This is a genomic window from uncultured Chloroflexus sp., from assembly GCF_937951745.1.
GTDB lineage: Bacteria > Chloroflexota > Chloroflexia > Chloroflexales > Chloroflexaceae > Chloroflexus.
In genome coordinates this window covers 1-22,635 of record NZ_CALFBQ010000079.1, presented here as the reverse complement: position 1 = coordinate 22,635, position 22,635 = coordinate 1, and the positions used below count along the sequence as shown (strand labels likewise).

Genomic DNA, 22,635 nt, shown 5'->3' with positions numbered 1-22,635 from the left:
CTCGACGCGGGGGGTAGCTGTGCGCAGCAGGTAATAGCCGAGCGACATCAACACACCGATCAGGATGGCGAATTGCAGCGGCAAGGTGAGGGTCAGCGCCAGCGTAACCACCATAATCACCGCTTCGCCGCGTGACCCGCGCCAGATCCGCGCCATGTTGCGCCGGTCAACCATGCTTCACGCGGTTACGGCCAATGCACTGGCGAGCGCGGCGCGCGGCACCTCGGCCAACAATGGCCCTAGCACCGTGGTGGCGAGCAAAACGGTGATGCCTGAAACCACTGCCGTAAACGCCGTTTTGCCGCCGGCCTGATACGCCAGCGCCGAGCGGTTGAACGACCCAGAGCAGGGCATGCCGGAAAAGATGCCGGAGACAATATTCGCCAAGCCTTGGCCGACAAACTCTTGGTTGCTGTCGATGCGCTGACCAGTGTAACCGGCAATCGCGCGCGCGATCGCCACTGCTTCAACTAATCCGATAATGGCTAAAGCGAGCGCACCATTGAGTAAGTGCGCGATCAAGTCGAGATCGAAGATCGGCAGATTGGCCAATGGCGGTAATCCCGGCGGCACTGGCCCCATCACCCGCACGCCTTGCGCCTTCAGGTCGAGCAACCAGACCACCGGCGACACCACCACAATGCTGATTAGCACTGCCGGAATCTTGCGCGTCAGCCGCGGCGCGAGGACGATCAGTGCAATCGTGGCCATGCCAACCGCCAGTGATGGCCAATGGATGGCATCAAGATGGTTGGCCGTCTCAGTAATCGTTGTAAGCAAGCCGGTGCCGGGCGGCAGATCGATCCGCAGCAATGGCCCGATCTGGTTCGAAAGGATGAGAATGCCGGCTCCGGCAGTAAAACCGACTGCAACCGCATCTGAGACGAAGTTGACCAATATTCCTAGCCGCGCGACGCCCATGATCAGCCGAATGATACCAGCCATAACTGCAATCAGACTGGCAGTGGTAACAAACTCATTGCTGCCGATCGTAGTGACCGGTGCCAGTACCGAGAGAGTGATGATGGCGGCAGTGTTGGTTGGGCCGCTATTGAGATGGCTCGACGATCCCCACAACGCGCCGGCGATCGTCGCTGTCAGCGCGCTGTACAGACCGACAATTGGCGGTAATCCGCCTAATATCGCGAACGCGAGCGATTGGGGCAGCAACACCAGACCAACGGTCAATCCGGCGAGGAAATCGGCGCGCAGCGTGTCGAGCGTGAATGAACGCACCAATCGCAGCGGTTGGGTAAACAATGTGATAGATGAACGAAGGTAGGCAAGCATGATTTCATGTGGTACAAGTATGAGTCGACAATGCAGTACAGCGCAGCTATACTCTTGGTGCGTTATGGATCACTCGGTCGCGAGTAGGTGAATGAAGCTGAAATCATTTCATCGCGAGATAGCTGTATCATACCGCTCTTTGGGAAAAATTGTGTCAGTATCGGGTGATGAATGGCTTTGGTACACTTCTCATATGGAAGTGGTCTTATTCAAGTAATCGCATTATTGAGACACACCTAACAACGCTTACTTGCTATGAGTGTTCTGAATGATACCTATTTGTTTGGTAGATTGTGCCTGACATAGACTTTGACGAGTAACACAACGATGTCAATTCCTCCGTCCTCTTGGGTGCGATGGTGGCACATGCTAGATCGATTGACGTGGTTTGTGGCGCTTCTGATAGGGTTGATGTTATTCGCCTTGCTCCATCGTCGCGGTTACGACGATCCGTACATCACGTACCGCTATGCGCTCAATCTCGCAACCGGTCATGGCTTTGTCTACAACCCCGGTACGGCCACGCTCAGCACCACTGCACCGCTCTTCGGTCTGATCCTTGTGCCAGTGGTGTTGGTAGGCTGGCCATTGCCGCTGGTCGCTAATCTGATTGGTTGTCTTAGCCACGCTGCCGGTGCGCTAGCGTTGTGGCGCTTGAGCCGGTTGTGGCGTGATGAAATGACCGGCGCAGCAGCAGCCTTGCTCTACCTGCTCTTCCCTTTGCCGCTGATGACGTTGGGTAGCGAAACCCTACCGGCGATGGCGCTTACCTTGTGGGCGTTTGTGAGTGCGGCGCAGGGCCGGCAGTGGTTGACCGGTGCGCTGTTGGGGGCGCTGGTCTGGTTACGGCCTGATGGCGTGTTGACCGGGCCATTGGCGCTATTGCTGCTGATGATCGATCACGGCAACTGGCGGGATTGGCGGCGTTGGCCATGGGTTGCGGCGCTGATGTGGGCAAGTATTGTCGCGGCGGGTCTCGGCCTCGCATGGCTTGTCTATGGCGCGCCGTTGCCGGTGACGCTCTATGCCAAGCAGCAGCAGGCCCTAATCCCCGGCTTTTACGATTTTGTTGATCGGTTGCAGGTCACACTCAACGGATATGCGCACCAGCCGTTCTACCAGATCGTGTTTGCACTAGCCGGGGTGGGTCTCGTAGCGACGCTGCGCTCACCGCGCTGGCTGTTCTTGATCGGTTGGGCTGCGCTTTACGGGGTGGCGTATACGGTGTTGCACGTCGCTGGCTATTTCTGGTACGTCGCACCATTGGTGATCGGTTTGGCCCCAGCGTTTGGGGTCGGGGTGCGGGTGCTGGTCGATCTCCTGCGCCGGGGGGGCGGCAAATGGTTGGCGCTGGCCGGCGCCGTGCTGGTGTTGGGCGGTACAACGTGGTGGCTCAGCGGATCGGTCTACCGCATTGGCCAGCAGATTGATCAACGGCTAGCGGTGTACCGCGCCGCCGGCGAATGGCTAGCTGCCAATACCGCTCCTACGGCGAGCGTCGCCACGCTTGAAATCGGCATTATCGGCTATTATGCGCAACGTCATCTGATCGACTTTGCCGGCCTTTTGCAGCCTGACGTTGCGGCCCAATTAGGATCAGGCGGGTTCCCCGCTGCGGCGCAGTACGCGATCGATCGCTATCAACCGCAGTATCTCGTCTTGCAAGAGCATGCGTTATCACTACTGGCAGGCCGGACTGATCTGCTGGAACGTTGTCCGGTCGTCACCGAGATCTCTGACCTGCGCTTTCCAGCGCCGTTGACGATTCATCACTGCCGTTGGTAATATAATGAGAGCACGATGCCTTGCCAATGATCAGGCTCATAACATCAATGAAGGCAAATCAATGAAGCGACTCATCTTGCTCGTGTTGGCGCTGGCGTTGCTCGTTGCGCCGATGTCAGCCACTGCCCAGTCAACCGAACCACGCTGCTTTCCTGATGTACCACTCATCGATTACTGTTTGCATCCCTCGTTTGTCGCTTACTGGAGCGACAATGGCGGCCTGCCGGTCTTTGGCTATCCGATTAGTCCGCTTGAACAGTTCGTCGGTGATGAAGGCCGTAGTTTAACGGTTCAATGGACGGAACGCAACCGGCTGGAGTTGCATCCGGGCAACCCTCCGGCCTATCGTATCCAGATCGGGCGTATGGGAGCCGAGGCGTTGGCGCGGGCCGGACGCGATCCGTTTGCCGATCCGCCCGATGCCGGGCCGCAACCCGGTTGTCTCTGGTTCCCCGAAACCGGCCACAACGTCTGTGACCAAGAACCGGGCAATGGTTTTCGTACCTATTGGCAGAATAACGGGCTGCGCATTCCCGGTCTGAGCCGTTATGCGCAATCACTAGCGCTGTTTGGCTATCCGCTCACTGCGCCACAGATGGAGCGGAATGCCAACGGCGATCTAGTGCTGACGCAGTGGTTTGAGCGGGCGCGTTTCGAGTGGCATCCACAAAATCCAGCTCGCTCGCGGGTGCTGCTTGGTTTGCTTGGACGTGAACTCTACACCACCCCCCAACCTATTCCCAATCCGCGTAGTAGTCGCTCGGTGTTTGGGGTCGAGATTAACCGTGGCACCGTGGCTGCGACCGCTACACAATTGGCTGAACTCGGCGCTGATTGGGTGCGCTACAATGCCATTCTTTGGGACGAGGTTGAGCCAACGCCCGGTGCTCGTAACTGGACGGCACTGCGCGCAGTGGAAGCAGAACTCCTCGCGATCAATGCTGCCGGTGCGGTGCCAATGGTGATTGTGCGTAACGCACCGGCGTGGGCGCGGGCGCAACCTGATAAACCGTGTGGCCCAATCCGTGCTGATGCCTTGCCAGCCTTTGCCGCTTTCCTCACCGATGTGGTGGCGCGCTATAGCCAACCGCCCTACAACGTCAAGTTCTGGGAGTTAGGTAACGAACCGGATGTACCGTTCCAATTAGTCAGCAGTGAACCATTTGGCTGTTGGGGTGATGAGCTTGATGAAGACGGTTCCGGCGGCGCAGCATATGCAGCAATGCTTAAGGTTGCTTACCCGGCGATTAAGACTGCCGATCCGCAGGCGCAGGTGATTTTCGGTGGCTTGATGCTCGATTGCCCGCCTGACCGACCGCTCGCGAATGGTCAAACCTGCCGGGCTGGTCGCTTCTTCGAAGCGGTGCTAAGTGCCGGTGGCGGTGATTACTTCGACATTTTGGCCTACCATGCGTACAGTTATTTTGGTTCTCGTTCTGATCCTGATCGCAACGATCCAAAATGGGGTGATCGAGGCGGATCAACTCTCGGTAGAGCCAATTATCTCCGCGCTACCTTGGCTCAGTACGGCTATGCCAAACCGTTGATAATGAATGAGGGTGCATTGCTGTGTTACCGTAGTTCACCCAATTGCCGTCCCAACGGCTTCGAGGAGGCTAAAGCCGATGCGGTAGTACGCCTCTATGCCCGCACGATTGCCGCCGATCTGCTCATGTCGCACTGGTACACACTCAACGGCCCCGGCTGGCAAGAGGGTGGTCTGCTCGACAGTGCTCAACAACCGCTCCCGGCCTTTCGCGCCTTCCAATTTGCTCGCCAGCAGCTCGGCAAAGCGCGCTATCTGCGCTCGGTTGCAGTGAATGGGTTGGAAGGGTATCACTTCCGCACTGCCGATAGTGAGGTGATCGTTGTTTGGAGTATTGATGGTGTTGAGCGAACGTTTCCCCTCCCGGCCAATGCTCGCGCCATATACGATGCTACCGGCAATCCATTGCCACTGTCAACAACAGTAACATTGACTGCGGCGCCGCGGATTATTGTGATTCCAGCACCGTGAATGGAACCGTTGTATTTTTAGGACGTACCGTAGAGACGCACAGACGTGCGTCTCTACGAACTGGGTGTCTCTACAAGGTTGCTGTCGTCCAACGTCCCGTCAATTCGGCCACCAGCGCGTACCGTTCGCGCACATCGGCCAGCAGCGCCTCGTCAACCACCTGCGCATTGCGATAGACCTGCTTGTCGAGCATACGGTTGGGGTCGCCCTCCGGCCAGATCCGCCACGAGTCGTTGTCGATCACGTCGGCGACGAGCAGGCTGCCATCGCTGGCCCGGCCAAACTCGATTTTGAGATCAACCAGTGTGACATCAAGCGCGGCCCATGCCGTTTCGAGGGTCTGAAAGACTTGTTGGCCCGTGTTCGTCATCTGCTCAACTTCGGCGGCAGTAGCAATTCCTTGCGCGACGATCTCTTCCGGCGTGATCTGCGGATCGTGGCGAGCGTCATCTTTGAGGAAGAATTCGACCAACGGCGGCTCAAACCGCTGCCCCGCCGCTTCGGGATGGCGGCGCAGGTATGATCCTGCCGGTAAGCGGCGTATCACTACCTCTAGCGGGATCATTGCGCAGCGCCGCACGACGGTCAGCGTTGGTTCTGGCGCGGCGATGAAGTGGGTCGCAATCCCAGCCCGGTTCAGCAAGCGAAAGACGTTGGCCGTTGTCTGCCCGGCCAGCGCCCCTTTGCCCTCGATCACGCTGCGGCGCGCGCCGTCGCCGGCGGTGATGCCGTCTTTGTGGCGCAGAATCGCGAGGTCAGGATCGGTAGGGTGGGCGTATACAACCTTTGTCTTGCCTTCGGCCAACACATGTCCGAGTTCCATGTTCTGCTCCTTCCCGTGGGGCGCGGGCCACTGGCCCGCCGATCAACCCTGCCCGTAGGGCGCGGGCTGTATTTGTGTCATTGCGACGGGCCGCAGCCCTCGCCGCAGTATCCCGCCGATGCGAGCGTGAGGGTGGTAGCGGAGTGATACACCGGCAACTGGCGCAAACCCTCCTCATAGCAACCCTCCCGTCCCTCTTTGGCTCTTCGCGGCTATGCTCCCTCATCCACCAGCCGCACCGCTGGCGTGGCCGTCACTTGACCAACCAACCGCGCCTCCGGGATGGTTGCCAGTGCGGTTGCTACCGTTTCAGCCGGCACGATTACCAGCATGCCCAGCCCCATATTGAGCGCGTGGTAGGCTTCTTGTTCGCTCAAACCGCCAACCTCAACCAGCAATTGGCAAATCGGCGGGATGTCCCACCTCCCGCGCACGATGGCAGCTCCCATACCTGCCGGTAGGACTCGTGGCAGGTTGTCATAAATGCCGCCGCCGGTGATATGGCAGAGCGCCTTGACTGGTACCACCGTGCGTAACGCGGTCACTTCAGGCAGGTAGCAGCGGTGGATCGCCAGCAGCGCCTCGCCAATCGTTTGCCCGCCAAGGATTGCTGGACGAGCGTAATACCCTTCGGCAGCGAAGTGCTGGGCGACGATCCGGCGTGCCAGTGAGTAGCCGTTGGTGTGCAGGCCGGTGCTTGGGAGTGCCAGTATCGCATCGCCGGGAGTTATGTCGGGGCGGGGCAGCATCTCAGCCCGCTCAACGACGCCGACAATAGTGCCGGCCAGATCAAAGGCGCCGGGAGTATAGACATCGGGCATCTCGGCGGTTTCGCCGCCGATCAGCGCGCAGCCGGCGGCGCGGCACCCGGCGGCGACGCCGCTAACAATCGCTGCCACCTGCGCCGGATCGAGCTTCGCCACCGCAATGTAATCGAGGAAGAAGAGCGGGTGCGCACCTTGCACCAAAATATCGTTAATCGCGTGATTGACTAAATCCTGCCCAACTGTGTCATAGCGGCCAAGCGCAGTGGCGACCAGCGTCTTGGTACCCACGCCATCGGTGCTGCTGACCAGCACCGGCGCTTGCATACCGGCCAGCGCCAGCGCCGCATCGAAACACCCGCCAAACGCCCCCATCCCGGCCAGTACTGCTGGCCCGTGGGTGCTGCGCACCGCCGCCGCCATCAGCTCTTTTGCCCGCGTCGCCGCGGCAATATCTACTCCGGCTGCACTATACTGGCTCATAATCGCTCCTCGCCAAGGCGCGCGCTCAGCCGCGTAAACGCCTCACTCTCAGCCCGAAAGACGTGCTGCACTTGGACAGTCGTGACGCTGCTAGCACCGATGCTGCGCAGGTAATCGATCGCCGGCAATAGTTCCTCTTGCGGCACCACCACATTGACCGCGTACCACCCGCTCTCACTGGCAAATTTGCTCCACACCGGTGCAATCGTTGGCCCCTGCAAACCGGCCAGTTCGTGGCGGGCTGTTACCTTCCGCCCCACCTCTTCTACCGATGCGCCGGGCAGATTGGCAGTCAGCGAATAGAAGAGCCGCCCACGCCGGCGCGCTTCGATCAATTCGCAAAGCTGGCGCACCAGTTCTAGCCGGGCTGGGTTACCGCGCAACGAACGGCGCGAGCCGATTAACACCGCTTGCGAGCGGATGATCGGCCCGCCGACGATCTTCAACTGGTTTTCGCGAATGGCAGTGCCGGTCTCGGTAATGTCGGCAATAATATCGGCGTAGCCGAGGCTCGGTGCGGCCTCGGTCGCCCCTTGCGACTCGACCAGCTCGAAGATGTTGATGCCATTGGCATAGCAGAACCGGCGCACGGTGTTGGGGTACTTGGTTGCGATCCGCAATCGCCGGCCCCGCGCTTGGAATTCGACTGCCAGATCGGCCAGATCGGCCCACGAAGTGACATCGATCCAGCTTTGGGGCACGGCAAAGACCAGCTCAACCCGCCAGAAGCCGAGGTCGTCGATGACGACCAGCACATCATCATCGTCATCGCCGCGCTGTTCGTGCAGCAGATCGTAGCCGGTCACACCCAAATCAATCGCGCCCTCGGCCACTTTGGTCACAATATCGGCTGGGCGATGCAGTAAAACCTCTGTACCGGGCAGTCCGCGCAACACCGCCGTGTACTGGCGCGGGTTGGCGCGAGTCACGCGCAGACCGCAACTTTCCAGCAACGCAATCGTCGCGTCGTAGCCGGAGCCTTTGGACGGAATGGCAAAACGGAGTGTCATAGCGCAGACCTGTTATAACGCGCGCGGCGCTGTTGGTACAGAGCAGTGATCGCGGCTACGTTCCGCCGGGTATAGACATCTTGCACGGCCTTTGCCAGCCGATCAATCGCCAACGTGAGCGCATGGTTGCCTAGCGAGGGGCTGGCCACATCGCGCACATTGCGCCCATCATTGGGTGCGAATTGGCTGAGATCGACCAATTCCGGGTGCATAGCCAGCAACAGCGAGGTCTCCCAGAGCGCGCCGTGATCTTGCATCGTTTCATCAACCAGTTCGAGCGGCGAGATGGCAAGAGTCAGCAGTTGATGTTGCGACCACGCCGCCTCGGCAGCCTCGATCAGCGCCAGATCAATCATCGTGGTCTCAGGCAAACCGATCACAATAGCAACTTGAAACCCTTGTGTGGCTACGGCAGCCAGCCGTGCCGCCACGAGTTGGCGGAATAGTGCAATATTGTCATTGCTATCCCACCACAGCAATGGGTAGAGGACGCCACCAACCCGGCGCGCTGCGCCTTCGGTCACCGCTTCGGCAATATACCCAGCTACCCCGCAGGGCAAGTGCGATCCACGCGGTTCTAATGTTGCCCATGGTAACCAGCAGATTGGCTGTTTCGCGATGAGCTGTTGCTGCTGCACCGGCAATAAGTCAACCCAGCGCCCCCACGCTTGTGCAGCGCTCATAACACCTCCCCCAATGCCGCCAGCGCAATCCGCCGTTCAGTGCGCGCAGCCAGATCGCGCCACACGACGTACTCGCCCTCACGTTCGGCTGCGCCCACAATCACGGCGGCGGCAAAACCGCGCCGCGTTGCATCGCGCAGATTGTCTTTCACGCTCCTCCCGCGCACATCGAGTACAACCGCTCTCCCGCTGGCGCGGATGCGCTCGGCGACTGCTAACGCATACGGGTAGTCGTCATTGCTCACTGCGGCGACTAAGACGGTCGCTGGCGGCGTTAATTCTGGCAGCGCCGCCGCAGCCAACACCCGTTCCAACCCATACGCAAAACCGACTGCCGGGGTTGGTTGTCGCCCGCCGAGGGTACTGACCAGATCGTCGTAGCGCCCGCCGCCGCAGAGCTGGTTTCCGTCATGGTCGTAAATCTCGAAGATGAGGCCGGTGTAGTAGTGCAATCCGCGGCCTAACGCGCCATCGATCACCAGTCGCTCGCTCGGCACGCCATGCGCTGTCAGGAGGTCGAGAATAGCCTGCAATTCGCGGAAAGCCGCCGATTCGTTGCCGAGCAAACTGGCCAGCGCCGGCAGCGCCTGCGCGGGCGAGCCGCTGACCGCAGCAAGTTGGGTCAACTGTGCTAGGGCCGCTTCGACTAATGGCTGCTCATCGGCCCGGCGCAGCGTGCGCAGCAGGCGTTGGATCACTTCAGCCGGGCTGCGGGTGCCGGTGCGCAAATCGATTCGCATCGCGGCCAGCACCCGTTCTAGCCAAATAGCCGCCTGTGCGTCATCGAGGCCGGGCGGCAATTCGAGACCTTCCGGCGGTGTGCCCAGATTGGCCAGCACTCGCTCGCGCACCGGTTCGATCCCCTCGGCCCGCAGCCGCTCAAGGCTCCATACCAACAACCCACGGGTGCGTTCTGGCAACGCAAAACGCAGCAGCAGCTCGCGCACCAGCCCGATATGGCCAATACGCACGGTATACCCGCTCACGCCGGCAGCGTCTAACCCGGCGCAGGCCAGCGCAATCACTTCTGCATCGGCCCGCGGCGGTAACCCGCCGATTATCTCGCCGCCAATCTGCGTAAACTGGCGATAGGTATGGCGTTGAGGTCGCTCGTAGCGAAAGACCGGCCCGGCATAGCTGAGGCGCAGCGGCAACGGTTGATCCTGCATCCCGGCGACATACGCCCGCAACACCGACGCCGTCCATTCCGGACGCAGCGCCAAATCACGCCCGCCGAAGCTGAATTCATACACCTTGCCAACCAGCTCTTCGCCGAGTTTGCGCAAATAGAGATCACGGTGCTCGATAATCGGCGTATCGAGCATCTGATAGCCGTAACTGGCTATGGTTCGTTCCACGATGGCTTGCACATACCGGCTGGCTATATACTCAGCCGGGGCGACATCACGCATGCCGCGTACCAGATCGACGGTCACAATACCTCCTGTTGGTTGGTATGCTACCATGCCGTATTGTAACCGATTGGTTACGCGCTAGTGTTGTACTGGCGCGTGCGATTGAGGGAAATGTAGCAATTGGCAAGGGCTTGATCGCGGTGACAACTAAGCCATATACGCGCCCCTCCTCGCCGGCCAGTGCAGCAGGCTTCGTCAGCCAAGCCCGGCCCTTGAGGACTGCGCACACGATCGGGGACATCCGGGCCGGGCCTATCTACCGCCCAACCAAATCGCGCACTGTACTCAACAGATTGGTCAAATTGCCGGTTTTGGGCACATAGGCGTCAAACCCCTGTGCCACAAACTCGCCGGGTGTCTTTTCGGTGCGAGCGGTGTGGGCAATGATCGGGCACGTGATACCTTGCGCCCGCAGATCACGCAACACCATCAAGCCATCGCGATCGGCCATGCTAATATCCAGCACAATCACATCGGGCGCAAACTCATGTACCTTCGCTAGCGCCTCAGCGCCGCTGCCGACCGAAAGCACTTCGTGTCGCCCAACGTGGCGGAGCACACGCTCGAACATCGAACGGGCCGTGTAGACATCATCGACGAGGAGAATTCTGGCCATCGTTCCTTGCTCCTTTGCTACCTTGCGTCATTGCCAGCGTGCGATGTTGATGATGGACGAAACGTGGTATTGCCGCGTTTCGTCATTTCCGTTATGCTCGTTCCGTGCTGGCCCGCGTGCGCGGCAACGAGAAGAAGAAGATGCTGCCTTTGCCCAGTTCGCTTTCCAGCCACATCCGCCCGCCGTGCAACTCGACCAGCCAACGGCAGATCGAGAGGCCCAAGCCGGTGCCGGCGTGCTGGCGGGTGTCGGCGTTTTCAATCTGCTCGAATTGTTGGAAGATCCGCTCCTGATCGTTCGGTGCGATGCCGATGCCGGTGTCGCGCACCCAAAGCACAACCTGATCGGTATCGGCCCGCGCCCCGATCGCAATCTCGCCCGAATGAGTAAACTTGCATGCATTGGAGACCAAATTGAGCAATACCTGTCGCACGCGCATCTCATCGGCCAGCACTGTCGGTAACGGATCACGGTACTCGCGGCGCAATTGGATGGGCCGGTCGCTAATCAGCGCCTGCGCCGTGCGCATCGTTTCATCCAGCAGTGGTATCAAGGTCAGATTGGTCTTGTTCAGTTCCAACTTACCCGCTTCAACTTTCGCCAGATCGAGAATGTCGTTGATCAGGCCAAGCAAATGCTGGCCACTACGCCGGATTTCGGCAATATCTTGCAGCACCTGTTCGTCAATGCGCACATCGCCGTACATTTCGGGATGTTCGAGCATCGCAGTGCTAAAGCCGATGATAATATTGAGCGGTGTGCGCAATTCGTGTGACATCGTGGCCATAAAATTGGCCTTCGAGCGGTACGCGGCCTCTGCCGCCGCTCGCGCCTCTTCCAACTCAAGCGTGGTGCGGTACAGTTGTTCGTTGAGGAGATCGCGCTCGAGTAAGGCTCGTTCGAGATTAGCTTGTGTCTCGCGCAACAACTGCTCGCGCCGCTCGGATTTTTGTGCGGTGTCGATTGCCCAACTGATCGTGCCGCGCACCACATACGCGGCCGCCCAACTCAGCGTCGCCGCACCGAGCAACAGCGCAATCTGGAACAAGATCTGCCCGATCGCTTCAAACCATGTTGGCCGGGACCGACCAATCAGATCGGCGCCAAGCAGTAAGATCAGGTAGAGCAAGATTGCCGCTTGCGCTGCTTGAAATGGCGCCCGTGATGAGACCATAATGCCGGCGGCAAACACTCCCAATACCGAGAGGTAAATGAAAATGTTATCGGTAAATCCAAAAGCAGCGCAACTCAGTACCGGCAAGAGCGTGATTGCTCCCACGATCACCACACTAGCCAAATAGAGGTTGCCGCGCCGCCGCAACCGGTCGCTCACGGCGACGCTGGTGAGTAGCAAGAGGATTACAACATACGGCCAGATATTGCCTTCCCAACGATTGAGGAGCAGAATCCCAATCGCACCGCCGGATAGCGTCGTCAGAAGCACGAGCATCGGCGGTAAGAGATCAGATACCAGCCCCTCGTCAGGCGTTGCGACTGGTGTGCGGGCAGGGATGATATTGCGCGCAACCATGTGGTGTTGTTCCTTTAGGGTATGGCTATGACAATATATTTTCGGCCCTTATTGTAGCAGGAAATGGTGATGATTCGTAGCAGCGTTGGATTGCGCTACCTTTACAATTGTGCTGTGGGTGGGTTTGGTAGGGGTGGGTTTCAAGCCCGTTCCTACCGGATGCGCCCGTTGCCGTATTCCACTCTCCCGCAAGCAGTGAAAGAGAGGAATATCGCTTTCGCAACGGGTGGGGGAAGGGGTGAAGCATTCACTCTTCGCCACGCACCGAATCATCTGCCTGTATACCGGTAGGGGCGAGATTCAAACCCGTCCCTATGTATCGCGCCGTACCACACCCTACATCCCTGTCATCGCCGTATCTAATACCTTGCGAAAGACCTCCATATCGCTGCGCAGATCAACGAGGCGTTGCTGCACAGCGCCACTCGCCGATGCCATTGCCACTGCATCGGCAGTACGCAGTCTGATGATCTCAGCGAGCGTGGTGTCAAGGCTGGCATCGATATTGGCTAATTGTGCTTGAATGCGAGAGATGTACGTGCTCAAGTCCTGAATATGTCGCTGCTGGTCACGTAATGCCTGCTGCCGTTCTTCGAGTTGCTGGCGTGTAAAGGGATCGAAGGTAGCGCTGATCTGCCAATCGAGCTGGGTGAGTTGTTGGGCTATCCGCTGCATATCGTTGGTGGCAAGATACCGTTCGATCACCTGTCCCTTGTCAGCTAGCAGGTATGCTTCCGCTACCAGATCACGGGTCTGCTGAACGATGTTGCTGAGTAGACCGGTCAATGGGCCTTGGGCCGCGCTTGCTGCGCGCTCGACTTCACGTTGCGAACGCTCGATCTCGCTGATCGCTGCGCGCAGTGTCGGACTGGTAATGCGTGGGCGCGGCGCAGGTGGCGGTGCAGTCAGTAATGGGTCACGCGCCGCTAGCCACGTAGCAGCGATGTAGACAATAATGCCTAGTGGCAGCCACCAGATCGTCATTGATAAGCCACCAAGTATTGCTGCAACTAGTACCAGTAGATTGAGCGGTTGTAACGCGGCAATGCGCAATGCATCTATAGTATTTTTGCTCATACCTTGTGGTTACCTTGCTTCACCGAGGCGCGGAGAGATCGCCTCCCCACGCCTGTCTTGCACTACGAAGCCGGTAGTACTAGAAATACCGACTCAGGTTCTCAAAGATCTGGGCAATATCACCTGTATCACCCACCACTACAATCGTGCGGGATAGCTCGGCAATCGCTTCGAGCACGTTCCGATCGGCATCATTGCCATAAGCGACAGGGAAGATACTGATCCCGCTCTCATCGAAGAGTCGCCGGATCTCATCGAGTGATGCCCGGCTTGAATTGTCGGCGCCATCCGAGAGCAGTACAATCGCTTGGATCCGATCATCTGCTGCTGGCGGTAGTTTATCGAGCGTTTGCTTGCCTAGTATCAAAGCATCGAAGAGCGCTGTCCGTCCGCTAGCACGCATCTCTTGCACGGCTGTCTGCAAGGCAATCCGATTGTCAGTCAATGGTGCCATCGGTACTACGAGCCGTGCCGTTGAGTCAAATGTGATCAACCCAACCCGATCTTCGGGCAGAATGCGCAGGAGGAAGGTCTCGATACCGGCTTTGACCATCGTCAGTTTATCACCCTCCATCGAACCAGAAGTGTCAACAACGAGCACGATGTCAGCTCGCTTGCGGTTGAGCGACCACGAGTTCTTGACCGCAACGATCACCTCAGCCGAAGGTACGGCCAAGACGGTCTGTACCCCCTGCGGATCGACACCGAACGTCGGGCTAATCGGATCAGTCAGGGGAACGTTGGGATTGGCCGGGCGGAAACCCAACGACATCGCTGCACGCTGACTCTCTTCGGTGAGCAGAAATTCGTAGAACCGTTCGGCGGCAGCTCGTTCGTCGGCGGTGGCACTGGCCATAATGATGAAGGGGTTGTCGTGCCAGAAGGTGCCCTCGGCTGGATAAATAGCTACCAGCGGTGTCGGCGGCGGGTTGAATTTGTTGAAGTCGATGAGCGTGATCTCTTCCATTGGGAAGGCTGAGATGTAGCTCATGCCGAACTTCTTCATATTTTCGCTAAAAATCAAAGTGTTGTAGCCATAGTGCTTGATGCTGCGCCCTAGAGCACGGATGAAGCGGGTCGCCTCTTCGCTTTGCACATCGGCCACGGTCAGACCATCGCGTTTGCCGGTGGCGGCGTAGAACTCGGCGATCAACGTGCTGAGCGCAGTGGTGCTAATTTCTGGATCGGTGTGCCCCCACGAGAAGCGCCCCCATTCCGGGTGACCGAAACGACCCCAGCCTTGTGGATCATTGGTCAGATCGAGAATGTCCTTCCAGCCGATCGGCTTATTCGGCCAACCCATGGCCTCGGCCATCGGTTTCCACATCGCGATGACTACCGGTGTAAGCACGAGTGGCTTATTTGAAACCGCCACATTCTGATTGCCGGTCTCTTGCTTGAGCACTTCTAGCCACGTACTGGCCGAGGGTGTCCAGATGGTGACTTGCAACGTCCCGTTTTTGATCTCGGTGCGGGCTGCACCCGATGACTTATTGATTCCTTCAACGCGCACCCGGCGGTCATTGACCGTGATCCGCTGGTCGTTGAAACGGGCAATCTGCTCGGTCAGCCATTTATCCTTTTCGGGGCTGTAAGCGATGCTGATGGTGATCGTATTTGTGTCACCTTCGCTGAATAGTGACTCAATGTCACCACATCCGCTGAGAAGTGTAACAGTTAATACGAGCAGCGTGAGCAATTTGAACGGTCGCATAAGCATGAATGGCTCCTCTCAGGCTTCTTTGTTGCACGACTCCATGTATCCACTAGTTTATTAACAACATCAGGTGACGGGATAGCGAGTTGTGATGCTAGATCGAGTTGAAGGCCGTAGTCACGGTACCGACCAAACAGTGATGTCGAGTCATTCAGATCAATTGTTACTTGCGGGTGAGCCGGACGAAAGCCATATTCACGCATTGCAATGGTCTGCTCGGCAGCACTGAGCAGAAAGTCACGTAGTAAGCGTGCTGCTGCGCGTTCGGCATTCCCTACCCATGGCGCAGTGAGGATCGCATAGGGATGGTCGCTGACTATTGTTGTGGTAGGGTAGTAGATCCGCGCCCCCAATCCCTGTGCTTCGCCTCGCGGGAATGTTTGCAGAGCGAGATTTTCGTAGGTGGTGATGATATCGTAGAGGCCGGTCTGGGTGACAAACTCGGCAGTAAGCGTACCGGTACTCTCTGGCCATCCGACTATCCTGCTATTCAGTTGGCGTAGCCACTCTTCTAAACCCGGATCACTGGCTTGATCGACCGTAAGACTTGTTTGTTCATCATGGTACTGCGCTGCTAGCACGATCAAACTCTGTAGCCCACCATTGCTTTTGATTGGTGACGAGATGCCGATCTTGACATTGTTAATCTGATCGGGGAATTGACGCTGCCAGAGTTGCCACGGGTTAGCAATCTCCTTCGTGGCTGGCGCTTCGCGCATAAGGGCGACGAGCGGCGTAAAGGCCAGCGCTTGGGCTGGCTCGCGCAACAGATCGTCTCGCCATTGGCGTAGTTCGGCGAGTTGTAGTTCACTTGCCGGGCTAACCACGGTCGGCTGGTAGCCGTCACGTTCAATGGCGGTAATCAAATCGATCGAGCCGGTCACGCGCATACGCACCTCAACCGCACGACCGCTGATTGTCGGATTAGTGCGGGCAAATCGCTCAAGCGCACTACGCAGCCACGCTTCTTTTTCTGAACTCACTGCAAGCTCAACTCGGATCGGTGGTGCGGCGGTAGGCAAGGGGAGTGGCGACCATCCAATTGGTCCAAAAATAACTGTCACAATGACCAATATCAAGGTGGCTAGGACGTAGATGCCGGCAATGGTGCGTGAGATTATCAGCATATGGGTCTCTCTTTGTGAGATAACAACTACCTCTATCGTACCATTTCATCCGTACTGGCGGAATGTCAATCTGATCGCAAATAGATATACGTGCCATAGCTGTACAAGTTTGGCGAAAAGGCAGCAGGCGGGGATGATCCGTGCGTGAGCCGCACTGGTGGTCTGACCATTGGATTCCAACCGTCGCGTCGCATGGCGGTGCGGCTCGCTCGATCCGCGCTGACGGGCCGGCACGGTCGGGACCCATCTCTGGATGTGTGTTTAGATCGCCGTTCTGCGTTGCTGTGTGCCATCGCTCCCGCCCTCTTACGCCCCGAGGATTCCCGAGCAGAGGAGGTGTAGACGGAGTGGGAAGTTCCAACAAAGGTTGACAGATCGTGCGCGAAACCCTTCTTTCAACTCTCCTCTGGGGGGCAACGTTGCTTGAGATGCGGAATCAATGCCGCCCTCCACTGACCCCTCTCCCCGCAGGGGAAGGGCCGAGGGTGAGGGAGTGGCGCGCACAACCCTGTGTCGCTACACAAAGCATTCCTCCGTTTAATGGTGGCATGATGAAACGTTAATACCTTCTTAATATATCAATGATGATTGATTAACCTAAACACACTACCATTGTCTAGCTATCGAAATAAAACTGTATTGCGAGTTGCTATGGCCACGTATTCGCCTCATCAAGAGCGCCATCCAAATATGTTACGGCGCGAACATCGCGAATGGTTACTCTTCGTCTTATTCATCGGCCCCAACTTATTCTTGTTTAGCGTATTCACCTACTGGCCATTACTCTACAACGTCTATCTCAGCATGGTGCGCTGGGATTTTTTGCGTCCCACGATGCCGTTTGTTGGCTTGCAAAACTACATTGCTGCGTTCAGCGACCCCCGTTTCTGGAACATTATCTGGCAGACTGCTACCTTTACCATCTGGTCAGTGGGACTGACGCTGGTGTTAGGACTGTTGTTAGCACTGCTGCTGAATCAGCGGTTGTTATACCGGAATACTGCGCGGGCAGTCGTATTCGCACCGGTAGTGATGTCAGGCGCAGTGGTGGCGGTGGTCTGGAGCTATATCTTCGATCCGCGCTACGGGCTGATCGATCAACTGCTCAGTTTCGTCGGTCTCAGATCACCTAACTGGTTAGTTGATCCTTTCTGGGCAATGCCGGCGGTGATCATCGTCTACGTCTGGAAGAATATTGGCTACGCGGTCGTCATTTACCTTGCCGGTCTGCAGAATATTCCCCGTGAGTTGTACGATGCGGCGCGGGTTGATGGCGCTGGCGCGTGGGAACGGTTTTGGCATGTGACGTTGCCCGGTCTCTCTCCAATTGCCTTCTTTTTGTCGGTGACCAGTATTCTGAGTTGTTTTCAAGCCTTCGACCTGATCCGTGTTCTTACCAACGGCGGCCCGGCTGATGTAACGACCACGCTGGTGTTCCATCTCTACGAGTTGGGTTTTGTCTCGTATGACGCCGGTAAGGCGGGCGTGGTGGCAGTAGTGCTATTCCTGATCATGCTGGCGCTGACGATTGTACAGATTCGGTATGTCGAGCGACAAGTGACGTATGGATGATGGGGGCTGGGTGAAGAGGTGATAAGGCCGTGAAAGAGGCTACGGATTAGCTCGACTGTAACAGTAAAGTTTCGGAGACTGGGTTTGGATATGGCTGTGACGAATGAAATCGAACAAGTGAGTAAACCGGTCATCGCTCTCCGTCGGCGCATGCCATTCTCGGTACTAGCATGGCGAGTTGCCGGTTATGCAGCAATGTTGATTATCGTGCTCATTATCGGCTTGCCAGTGTACTGGACGGTCACAGCCGCATTTAAGGAGACGCGCGAGATCTACTCGTTACCGGTCACGTGGTGGCCAGCTAAACCGACGCTGGCCAATTTTCCGGCGGCGTGGCAGGCGGCTCCGTTTGGTCGGTACTATCTGAATAGTTTTATCACGACCTTTTTTGGCGCTGCGGCTGAAGTGACACTGGCTCTTTTCTCAGCTTACGCGTTAGCCTATTTGCGCTTCCCACGCAAAGATTTAGTCTTTCTCTTACTGTTGGCAGCGCTAATGGTGCCGGTGGAGATCACGATTGTGCCCAATTACCTCACTGTTGCCCGTCTCGGCTGGATCAATACCTACCAAGGCATTATTGTGCCGGGGGCGGCGATTGCCTATGGCACCTTTCTGCTCCGCCAAGCATTTCTAGCCGTGCCCCGCGAGATTCTCGAAGCGGCGCGGGTTGATGGCGCCGGTCACTTCCGCATTCTGTTTAGCGTTGTCGCGCCGATTGCCAAGCCGGCGATTGTAACGATGGCACTGTTGTCGGTGGTGAGCAAGTGGAACGACTTTCTCTGGCCGCTGATTGTCACCAACACTACAGATATGCGCACGCTGCCGATTGGCGTCTTCTGGCTGCGCAACAGTGAGGGTTTGGCCAATTGGGGTGTCGTAATGGCCGGTTCGCTGTTCCTGATCGTGCCGGTGTTGATCGGCTTCCTGCTCGCGCAGCGGGCCATCGTTGAGGGGATGACTGCCGGTGCGGTAAAGGGGTAGGGTATTGTTGGTAGTGCTCTCATATCGCGCATGACGGCATTGGGCCGTATGCATATAGATAAACAGGTGTCGTTCGATTGTTGGTTCGTAGGGTGACAAAGGAGCGAGTATGAAGCAGACGTTTACGCGGCGCGAGTTGTTGCGCCTGATGATGGCAGGCGGCGGAGCGGCGGTCTTGGCGGCGTGTGGCGGTCAGAGCGGTCAGCCCGCAACTCAGGCGACTCAAGCGCCGGCAGTGGTTAGCCAGCCCGGCTCGAAGGTCAAGATTACGTACTGGGGGTCGTTCAGTGGTAATCTGGGTGAAGCCGAGCAGGCGATGGTGAAGTCGTTTAACGAGTCGCAGAACGAGGTTGAGGTCGAGTATCAGTTCCAAGGTAGCTACGAAGAGACGGCGCAGAAATTCACCGCAGCGCTGCAAGCTAACACAACGCCTGATGTGATTCTGCTCTCGGATGTGTGGTGGTTCGGGTTTTATCTGGCTGGGGCAATCGCTGCACTCGACGATCTGGCCAAGCAGGTGAACCTTGATTTCAATGACTATGAGCCGGTGTTGCTGAATGAAGGCGTGCGGAAAGGGGTTCATTACTGGATACCATTTGCGCGCAGTACGCCGCTCTTCTACTACAACAAGAACATCTGGGCCGAGGCGGGTTTGCCTGATCGGGCACCAGAGACGTGGGCTGAGTTTACGGAGTGGGCGCCGAAGTTGGTGAAGAGTGATGGCAGCCGCGCCGCATTTGGTCACCCCAACGGTGCTAGCTACATTGCGTGGCTGTTCCAAGGTGTGGTCTGGCAGTTTGGCGGGCAGTACTCACTGCCCGATTTCACGATGACCATGACCGATCCTAACACGTTGCGAGCGGCGCAATTCTATCAGGATACAGTGGTGAAGAATAAGTGGGCAATCCTTAGCCCCAATCTCAATCAAGACTTTCTCGGTGGTGCTATCGCCTCAATGATGGCTTCAACCGGTGCCTTGGCCGGTATTCAGGCGAATGCTACCTTCCCAGTCGGTGTTGGCTTTCTGCCCAAAGAGACGAACTTTGGGTGCCCAACCGGTGGGGCAGGCTTGGCGGTGGTTAGTCGGGCGCCAGCCGAGAAGCAACTAGCAGCGATGAAATATATTGCATTTGCCACTAGTACGACCAATGCGGGAGTGTGGGCGCGCAGCACGGGGTATATGCCGGTACGGATTAGTACGAAGCAGACGACAGAGATGGTGGAGTTCTTTAACAAGAACCCCAACTTCAAGACCGCCGTCGATCAATTGCCTAAGACGCGGGCGCAAGATGCGGCGCGTGTCTTCGTGCGTAACGGTGACCAGATTATCGGCAAAGGACTTGAGCGGATTATCGTTAACGGTGAAGCACCAAGTTCGGTATTTGCAGCCGTGAACGATGAGCTGACGCAGGGGGCGAAGCCGATCCTCGAAGACCTGAAGGCTCGTGAGGGCTAATGACTCATGAGTAGACGCAGAGACGCAACGGAAATCCTTGATCTACTTACTTTGCACCACCCCGTTGCGTCTTTGTGTCCTTCGCGTCTTAGAATGTTCCCTTTTCGTCCTCTTATGCTTCGCACCATGGCGTTACGTAGAATGATTTGGTCACTATGTTGACCATCGCCAACCCAAAAATCGCCGGTTTTGTGCCGCGTTGGGCGACGTATCGGGGGCTAACTGTCCTCTTTGATAATGTCGGGTTGCGTCGCGATGGGCCATGGTTGCGACTCGAGTGCGCTCTCGATGCCATCCCCGAATATACCTTGTACCGCGGTTTGCGTGCTGCAATGTGTACGCTCAATACCGATCTGCTTTTGCGTCGGTATCTGTTTTGCGCGCTGCCGCCATCTACCTATCACGTCACCCTGTGGGATGGCCCAAACGATGGAAATGTTGAACAGGCATTGCCGAATGCGCGTCAGCGTATCGCCGATCTCTTGCTTGATATTCCCGGTGCGCTTAGTCACGGCAATCTGATCAGCGGTACCATTGCCGGCTCGCCACTGATCCGTCGGCGTGGGTGGCAAGTTGGTTTTACGGTAAGTCGCTTGGTTATTGTGCAGCACGCTGCATTAGTAGCGTTACTGGAGCCAACGCCAACCACAAACGAAGCCTTCTCGTTGCTCGTTGAGTTACGCAGCGGGTGGAATGCAACTTTTCGTAACCGATTTGGTATTGCCGCCTACGAGCCATACGCGCCGCACGTGACGCTCGGCTATTTCGCCGATCCGGCGCTGGCTGCTGAAGCTGAAGCCGAACTACCGACTTGGGAAGAGTTGGTCTTGCGCCATACCGCTGGCACAAGTATCACCTTTAGCAGTGCCAGTTTGTACGGGATGCTTGATATGGTGACCTTCTTTCGCACCGCGCGGTCGTCTTGACGCGAGATGATATACTGAAGCTATTCGCTGGTTGCTGCTGGAAAGGAGCGGGGAGTATGAGTTCGGGTAAAACGCTCGTGGAGCTTATTCGTGAAAAGACGGGGGTCAGCGCTGAACAAGCGCAACAGGCGGTTGATGTGGTGGTTGGCTTTTTGAAGGATAAATTGCCTGAACCGATCGCAACCCAGATTGATCAGGTACTGAAGGGCGATATTGGTGCCCTTTCCGAGCAAATTGATGCAGCGAAGACGTTGCTCGGCGGGTTGTTGGGCGGTAAGAAGGATAGCTAAGCCGAGGCATTGCGCGGGCAGAGTATTGCTCTGCCCGTGCTTTTTTTCTTTGGGATCATCACCAATCGCATATTGCACATCTCTGTGGAGGCACCATGGTTATCGGCGGCGTTCTGTTGCTTGTGCTGGCCGTGATTTTTTTCTCTGTCGCCCGTGCCAATGCCAACAAACTTCACACCCTCAACGCGGTAGACAGCTACGATACCGCGACGCTGGCGGCCATTCATCAGCGCATTACCGCTGCACTGGGCGCGAGCGGCTTTGCCCAACCCTGCGAAATTGAAGGGGTGATCGAGTGCGCAGCGCCGCTGGTCGGCCTTGTTTCAGGGCAACCCTTGGTTGCGTACACCTACACCGTTAATCGCGAGTACGAAGAACGGGTGACGACGACGAATGGCAAGCCAGAGACGCGGGTTGAGCGGCGCAGTGAGCAGATCGAGCAGAATGAACGCCGCGTGCCGTTTATGGTGCGCGATGAGCGTGGTCACGTGCAGGTGCTGCCCGATGGGGCGACGCTGGAGTTGATCGACACCGGCAACCGGTTTGTCGAGATGTCGCAGCCGTGGACGGGCGCAACCCGCACGTTGGGCCGGCGCGAATACGAGCGTGGGTTGGAAGTGGGCGCTCGCGTGTTTGTGCTCGGCACGGCGATCGATCAGGGGGGCCGGGTAGCGATTGCTCGTCATCCTGCGAAGAGCAAACAAGCTTTTCTAGTAAGCCGGAAGAGTGAACAAGAACTGGCCGCGTCGGCGGCAACGTGGGCGCGCATTATGCATGGTGCGGCCATTGCCAGTGGCCTGATCGGGTTCGTCTTGGTGGTATGGGGTATGTTGGCGAAGTAGAGACTGGGTGGGACGGTGGTGCGTGCAAGGCTTGCGGGTCCTGAATCGTTGCGTAAGACTTGTGATGCTAATATCGTGATTTCCGCGCTCGCTTATCGTGTGTTGATAATGCTGGCAGAGCGCAATATCGCTGATGCTCTGCGGTGGATGCATTAAAGACCGTATAGCCTGCGTACTGGTTCGCGCACCACACTGTCTATAGGTAATAGAGCGGGGTGCTACCCTTACGG

Annotated in this window: 19 protein-coding genes; 8 read left to right on the top strand and 11 right to left on the bottom strand. The window is 57.5% G+C overall.

The window, feature by feature from the left end; translation table 11 throughout:
* Positions 1–177: 177 nt before the first annotated feature.
* Positions 178–1,290: a SulP family inorganic anion transporter gene (locus Q1A59_RS16760; RefSeq protein WP_299645267.1), complete on the bottom strand. Its 1,113-nt coding sequence runs from the start codon at positions 1,288–1,290 to the stop codon at positions 178–180.
* Between the two features lie 366 nt (positions 1,291–1,656).
* Here Q1A59_RS16760 and Q1A59_RS16755 point away from each other — a divergent pair, with 366 nt between their 5' ends.
* Positions 1,657–3,075 (top strand): glycosyltransferase family 39 protein, encoded by a 1,419-nt coding sequence (locus Q1A59_RS16755; protein ID WP_298405690.1) that lies wholly within the window; start codon positions 1,657–1,659, stop codon positions 3,073–3,075.
* A 61-nt stretch (positions 3,076–3,136) separates the two neighbouring features.
* Positions 3,137–5,092: a hypothetical protein gene (locus tag Q1A59_RS16750; protein ID WP_299645266.1), complete on the top strand. Its 1,956-nt coding sequence runs from the start codon at positions 3,137–3,139 to the stop codon at positions 5,090–5,092.
* 70 nt (positions 5,093–5,162) lie between these two features.
* Here the strand turns inward: Q1A59_RS16750 and Q1A59_RS16745 are convergent, their stop codons facing one another.
* From Q1A59_RS16745 to Q1A59_RS16700, 10 genes are all read right to left on the bottom strand, one after another.
* Positions 5,163–5,915, bottom strand: a complete 753-nt coding sequence (locus Q1A59_RS16745; protein WP_298407206.1) for a phosphoribosylaminoimidazolesuccinocarboxamide synthase — start codon at positions 5,913–5,915, stop codon at positions 5,163–5,165.
* A gap of 212 nt (positions 5,916–6,127) precedes the next feature.
* Positions 6,128–7,162, bottom strand: a complete 1,035-nt coding sequence (gene purM, locus Q1A59_RS16740) for a phosphoribosylformylglycinamidine cyclo-ligase (protein WP_298407209.1) — start codon at positions 7,160–7,162, stop codon at positions 6,128–6,130.
* Positions 7,159–8,172: an ATP phosphoribosyltransferase gene (gene hisG / locus Q1A59_RS16735; RefSeq protein WP_298407213.1), complete on the bottom strand. Its 1,014-nt coding sequence runs from the start codon at positions 8,170–8,172 to the stop codon at positions 7,159–7,161. The genes purM and hisG overlap by 4 nt, the downstream gene beginning before the upstream one ends.
* Positions 8,169–8,855: a creatininase family protein gene (locus tag Q1A59_RS16730; RefSeq protein WP_298407217.1), complete on the bottom strand. Its 687-nt coding sequence runs from the start codon at positions 8,853–8,855 to the stop codon at positions 8,169–8,171. The genes hisG and Q1A59_RS16730 overlap by 4 nt, the downstream gene beginning before the upstream one ends.
* A complete protein-coding gene (hisZ, locus tag Q1A59_RS16725) occupies positions 8,852–10,291 on the bottom strand; it encodes an ATP phosphoribosyltransferase regulatory subunit (RefSeq protein WP_298407219.1) in 1,440 nt (479 codons plus the stop codon). The genes Q1A59_RS16730 and hisZ overlap by 4 nt, the downstream gene beginning before the upstream one ends.
* Positions 10,292–10,526: 235 nt before the next feature.
* On the bottom strand, positions 10,527–10,886 hold the full coding sequence (locus Q1A59_RS16720) for a response regulator (RefSeq protein ID WP_298407221.1): 360 nt from the start codon (positions 10,884–10,886) through the stop codon (positions 10,527–10,529).
* A gap of 91 nt (positions 10,887–10,977) precedes the next feature.
* Complete coding sequence (locus tag Q1A59_RS16715) at positions 10,978–12,417, bottom strand: ATP-binding protein (protein WP_299645265.1); 1,440 nt, start codon at positions 12,415–12,417, stop codon at positions 10,978–10,980.
* Positions 12,418–12,753: 336 nt separating this feature from the next.
* The gene (locus Q1A59_RS16710; RefSeq protein ID WP_298407226.1) at positions 12,754–13,494 is read right to left on the bottom strand and encodes a hypothetical protein; all 741 of its coding nucleotides are present in this window, start codon (positions 13,492–13,494) and stop codon (positions 12,754–12,756) included.
* Between the two features lie 79 nt (positions 13,495–13,573).
* Complete coding sequence (locus Q1A59_RS16705) at positions 13,574–15,208, bottom strand: VWA domain-containing protein (protein ID WP_298407228.1); 1,635 nt, start codon at positions 15,206–15,208, stop codon at positions 13,574–13,576.
* Complete coding sequence (locus Q1A59_RS16700; protein ID WP_299645264.1) at positions 15,172–16,338, bottom strand: substrate-binding domain-containing protein; 1,167 nt, start codon at positions 16,336–16,338, stop codon at positions 15,172–15,174. Before Q1A59_RS16700 ends, Q1A59_RS16705 begins: the two co-directional genes overlap by 37 nt.
* 651 nt (positions 16,339–16,989) lie before the next feature.
* Between Q1A59_RS16700 and Q1A59_RS16695 the strand changes: the two genes are divergently transcribed.
* The 6 genes from Q1A59_RS16695 (at position 16,990) to Q1A59_RS16670 (ending at position 22,405) form a co-directional block, all read left to right on the top strand.
* Complete coding sequence (locus Q1A59_RS16695) at positions 16,990–17,910, top strand: carbohydrate ABC transporter permease (protein WP_298406898.1); 921 nt, start codon at positions 16,990–16,992, stop codon at positions 17,908–17,910.
* A gap of 90 nt (positions 17,911–18,000) precedes the next feature.
* Positions 18,001–18,891, top strand: coding sequence for a carbohydrate ABC transporter permease (locus tag Q1A59_RS16690; RefSeq protein WP_298406901.1), 891 nt, complete (start codon positions 18,001–18,003; stop codon positions 18,889–18,891).
* A 109-nt stretch (positions 18,892–19,000) separates the two neighbouring features.
* Positions 19,001–20,347, top strand: coding sequence for an ABC transporter substrate-binding protein (locus tag Q1A59_RS16685; protein ID WP_298406904.1), 1,347 nt, complete (start codon positions 19,001–19,003; stop codon positions 20,345–20,347).
* A gap of 155 nt (positions 20,348–20,502) precedes the next feature.
* Positions 20,503–21,273 carry a hypothetical protein gene (locus tag Q1A59_RS16680; RefSeq protein ID WP_298406907.1) on the top strand — a complete coding sequence of 257 codons (771 nt, stop codon included), beginning with the start codon at positions 20,503–20,505 and terminating at the stop codon, positions 21,271–21,273.
* Positions 21,274–21,329: 56 nt separating this feature from the next.
* Positions 21,330–21,563: a DUF2267 domain-containing protein gene (locus Q1A59_RS16675; protein WP_298406910.1), complete on the top strand. Its 234-nt coding sequence runs from the start codon at positions 21,330–21,332 to the stop codon at positions 21,561–21,563.
* 95 nt (positions 21,564–21,658) lie between these two features.
* The gene (locus Q1A59_RS16670) at positions 21,659–22,405 is read left to right on the top strand and encodes an E3 ubiquitin ligase family protein (protein ID WP_299645263.1); all 747 of its coding nucleotides are present in this window, start codon (positions 21,659–21,661) and stop codon (positions 22,403–22,405) included.
* Positions 22,406–22,635: the final 230 nt, after the last annotated feature.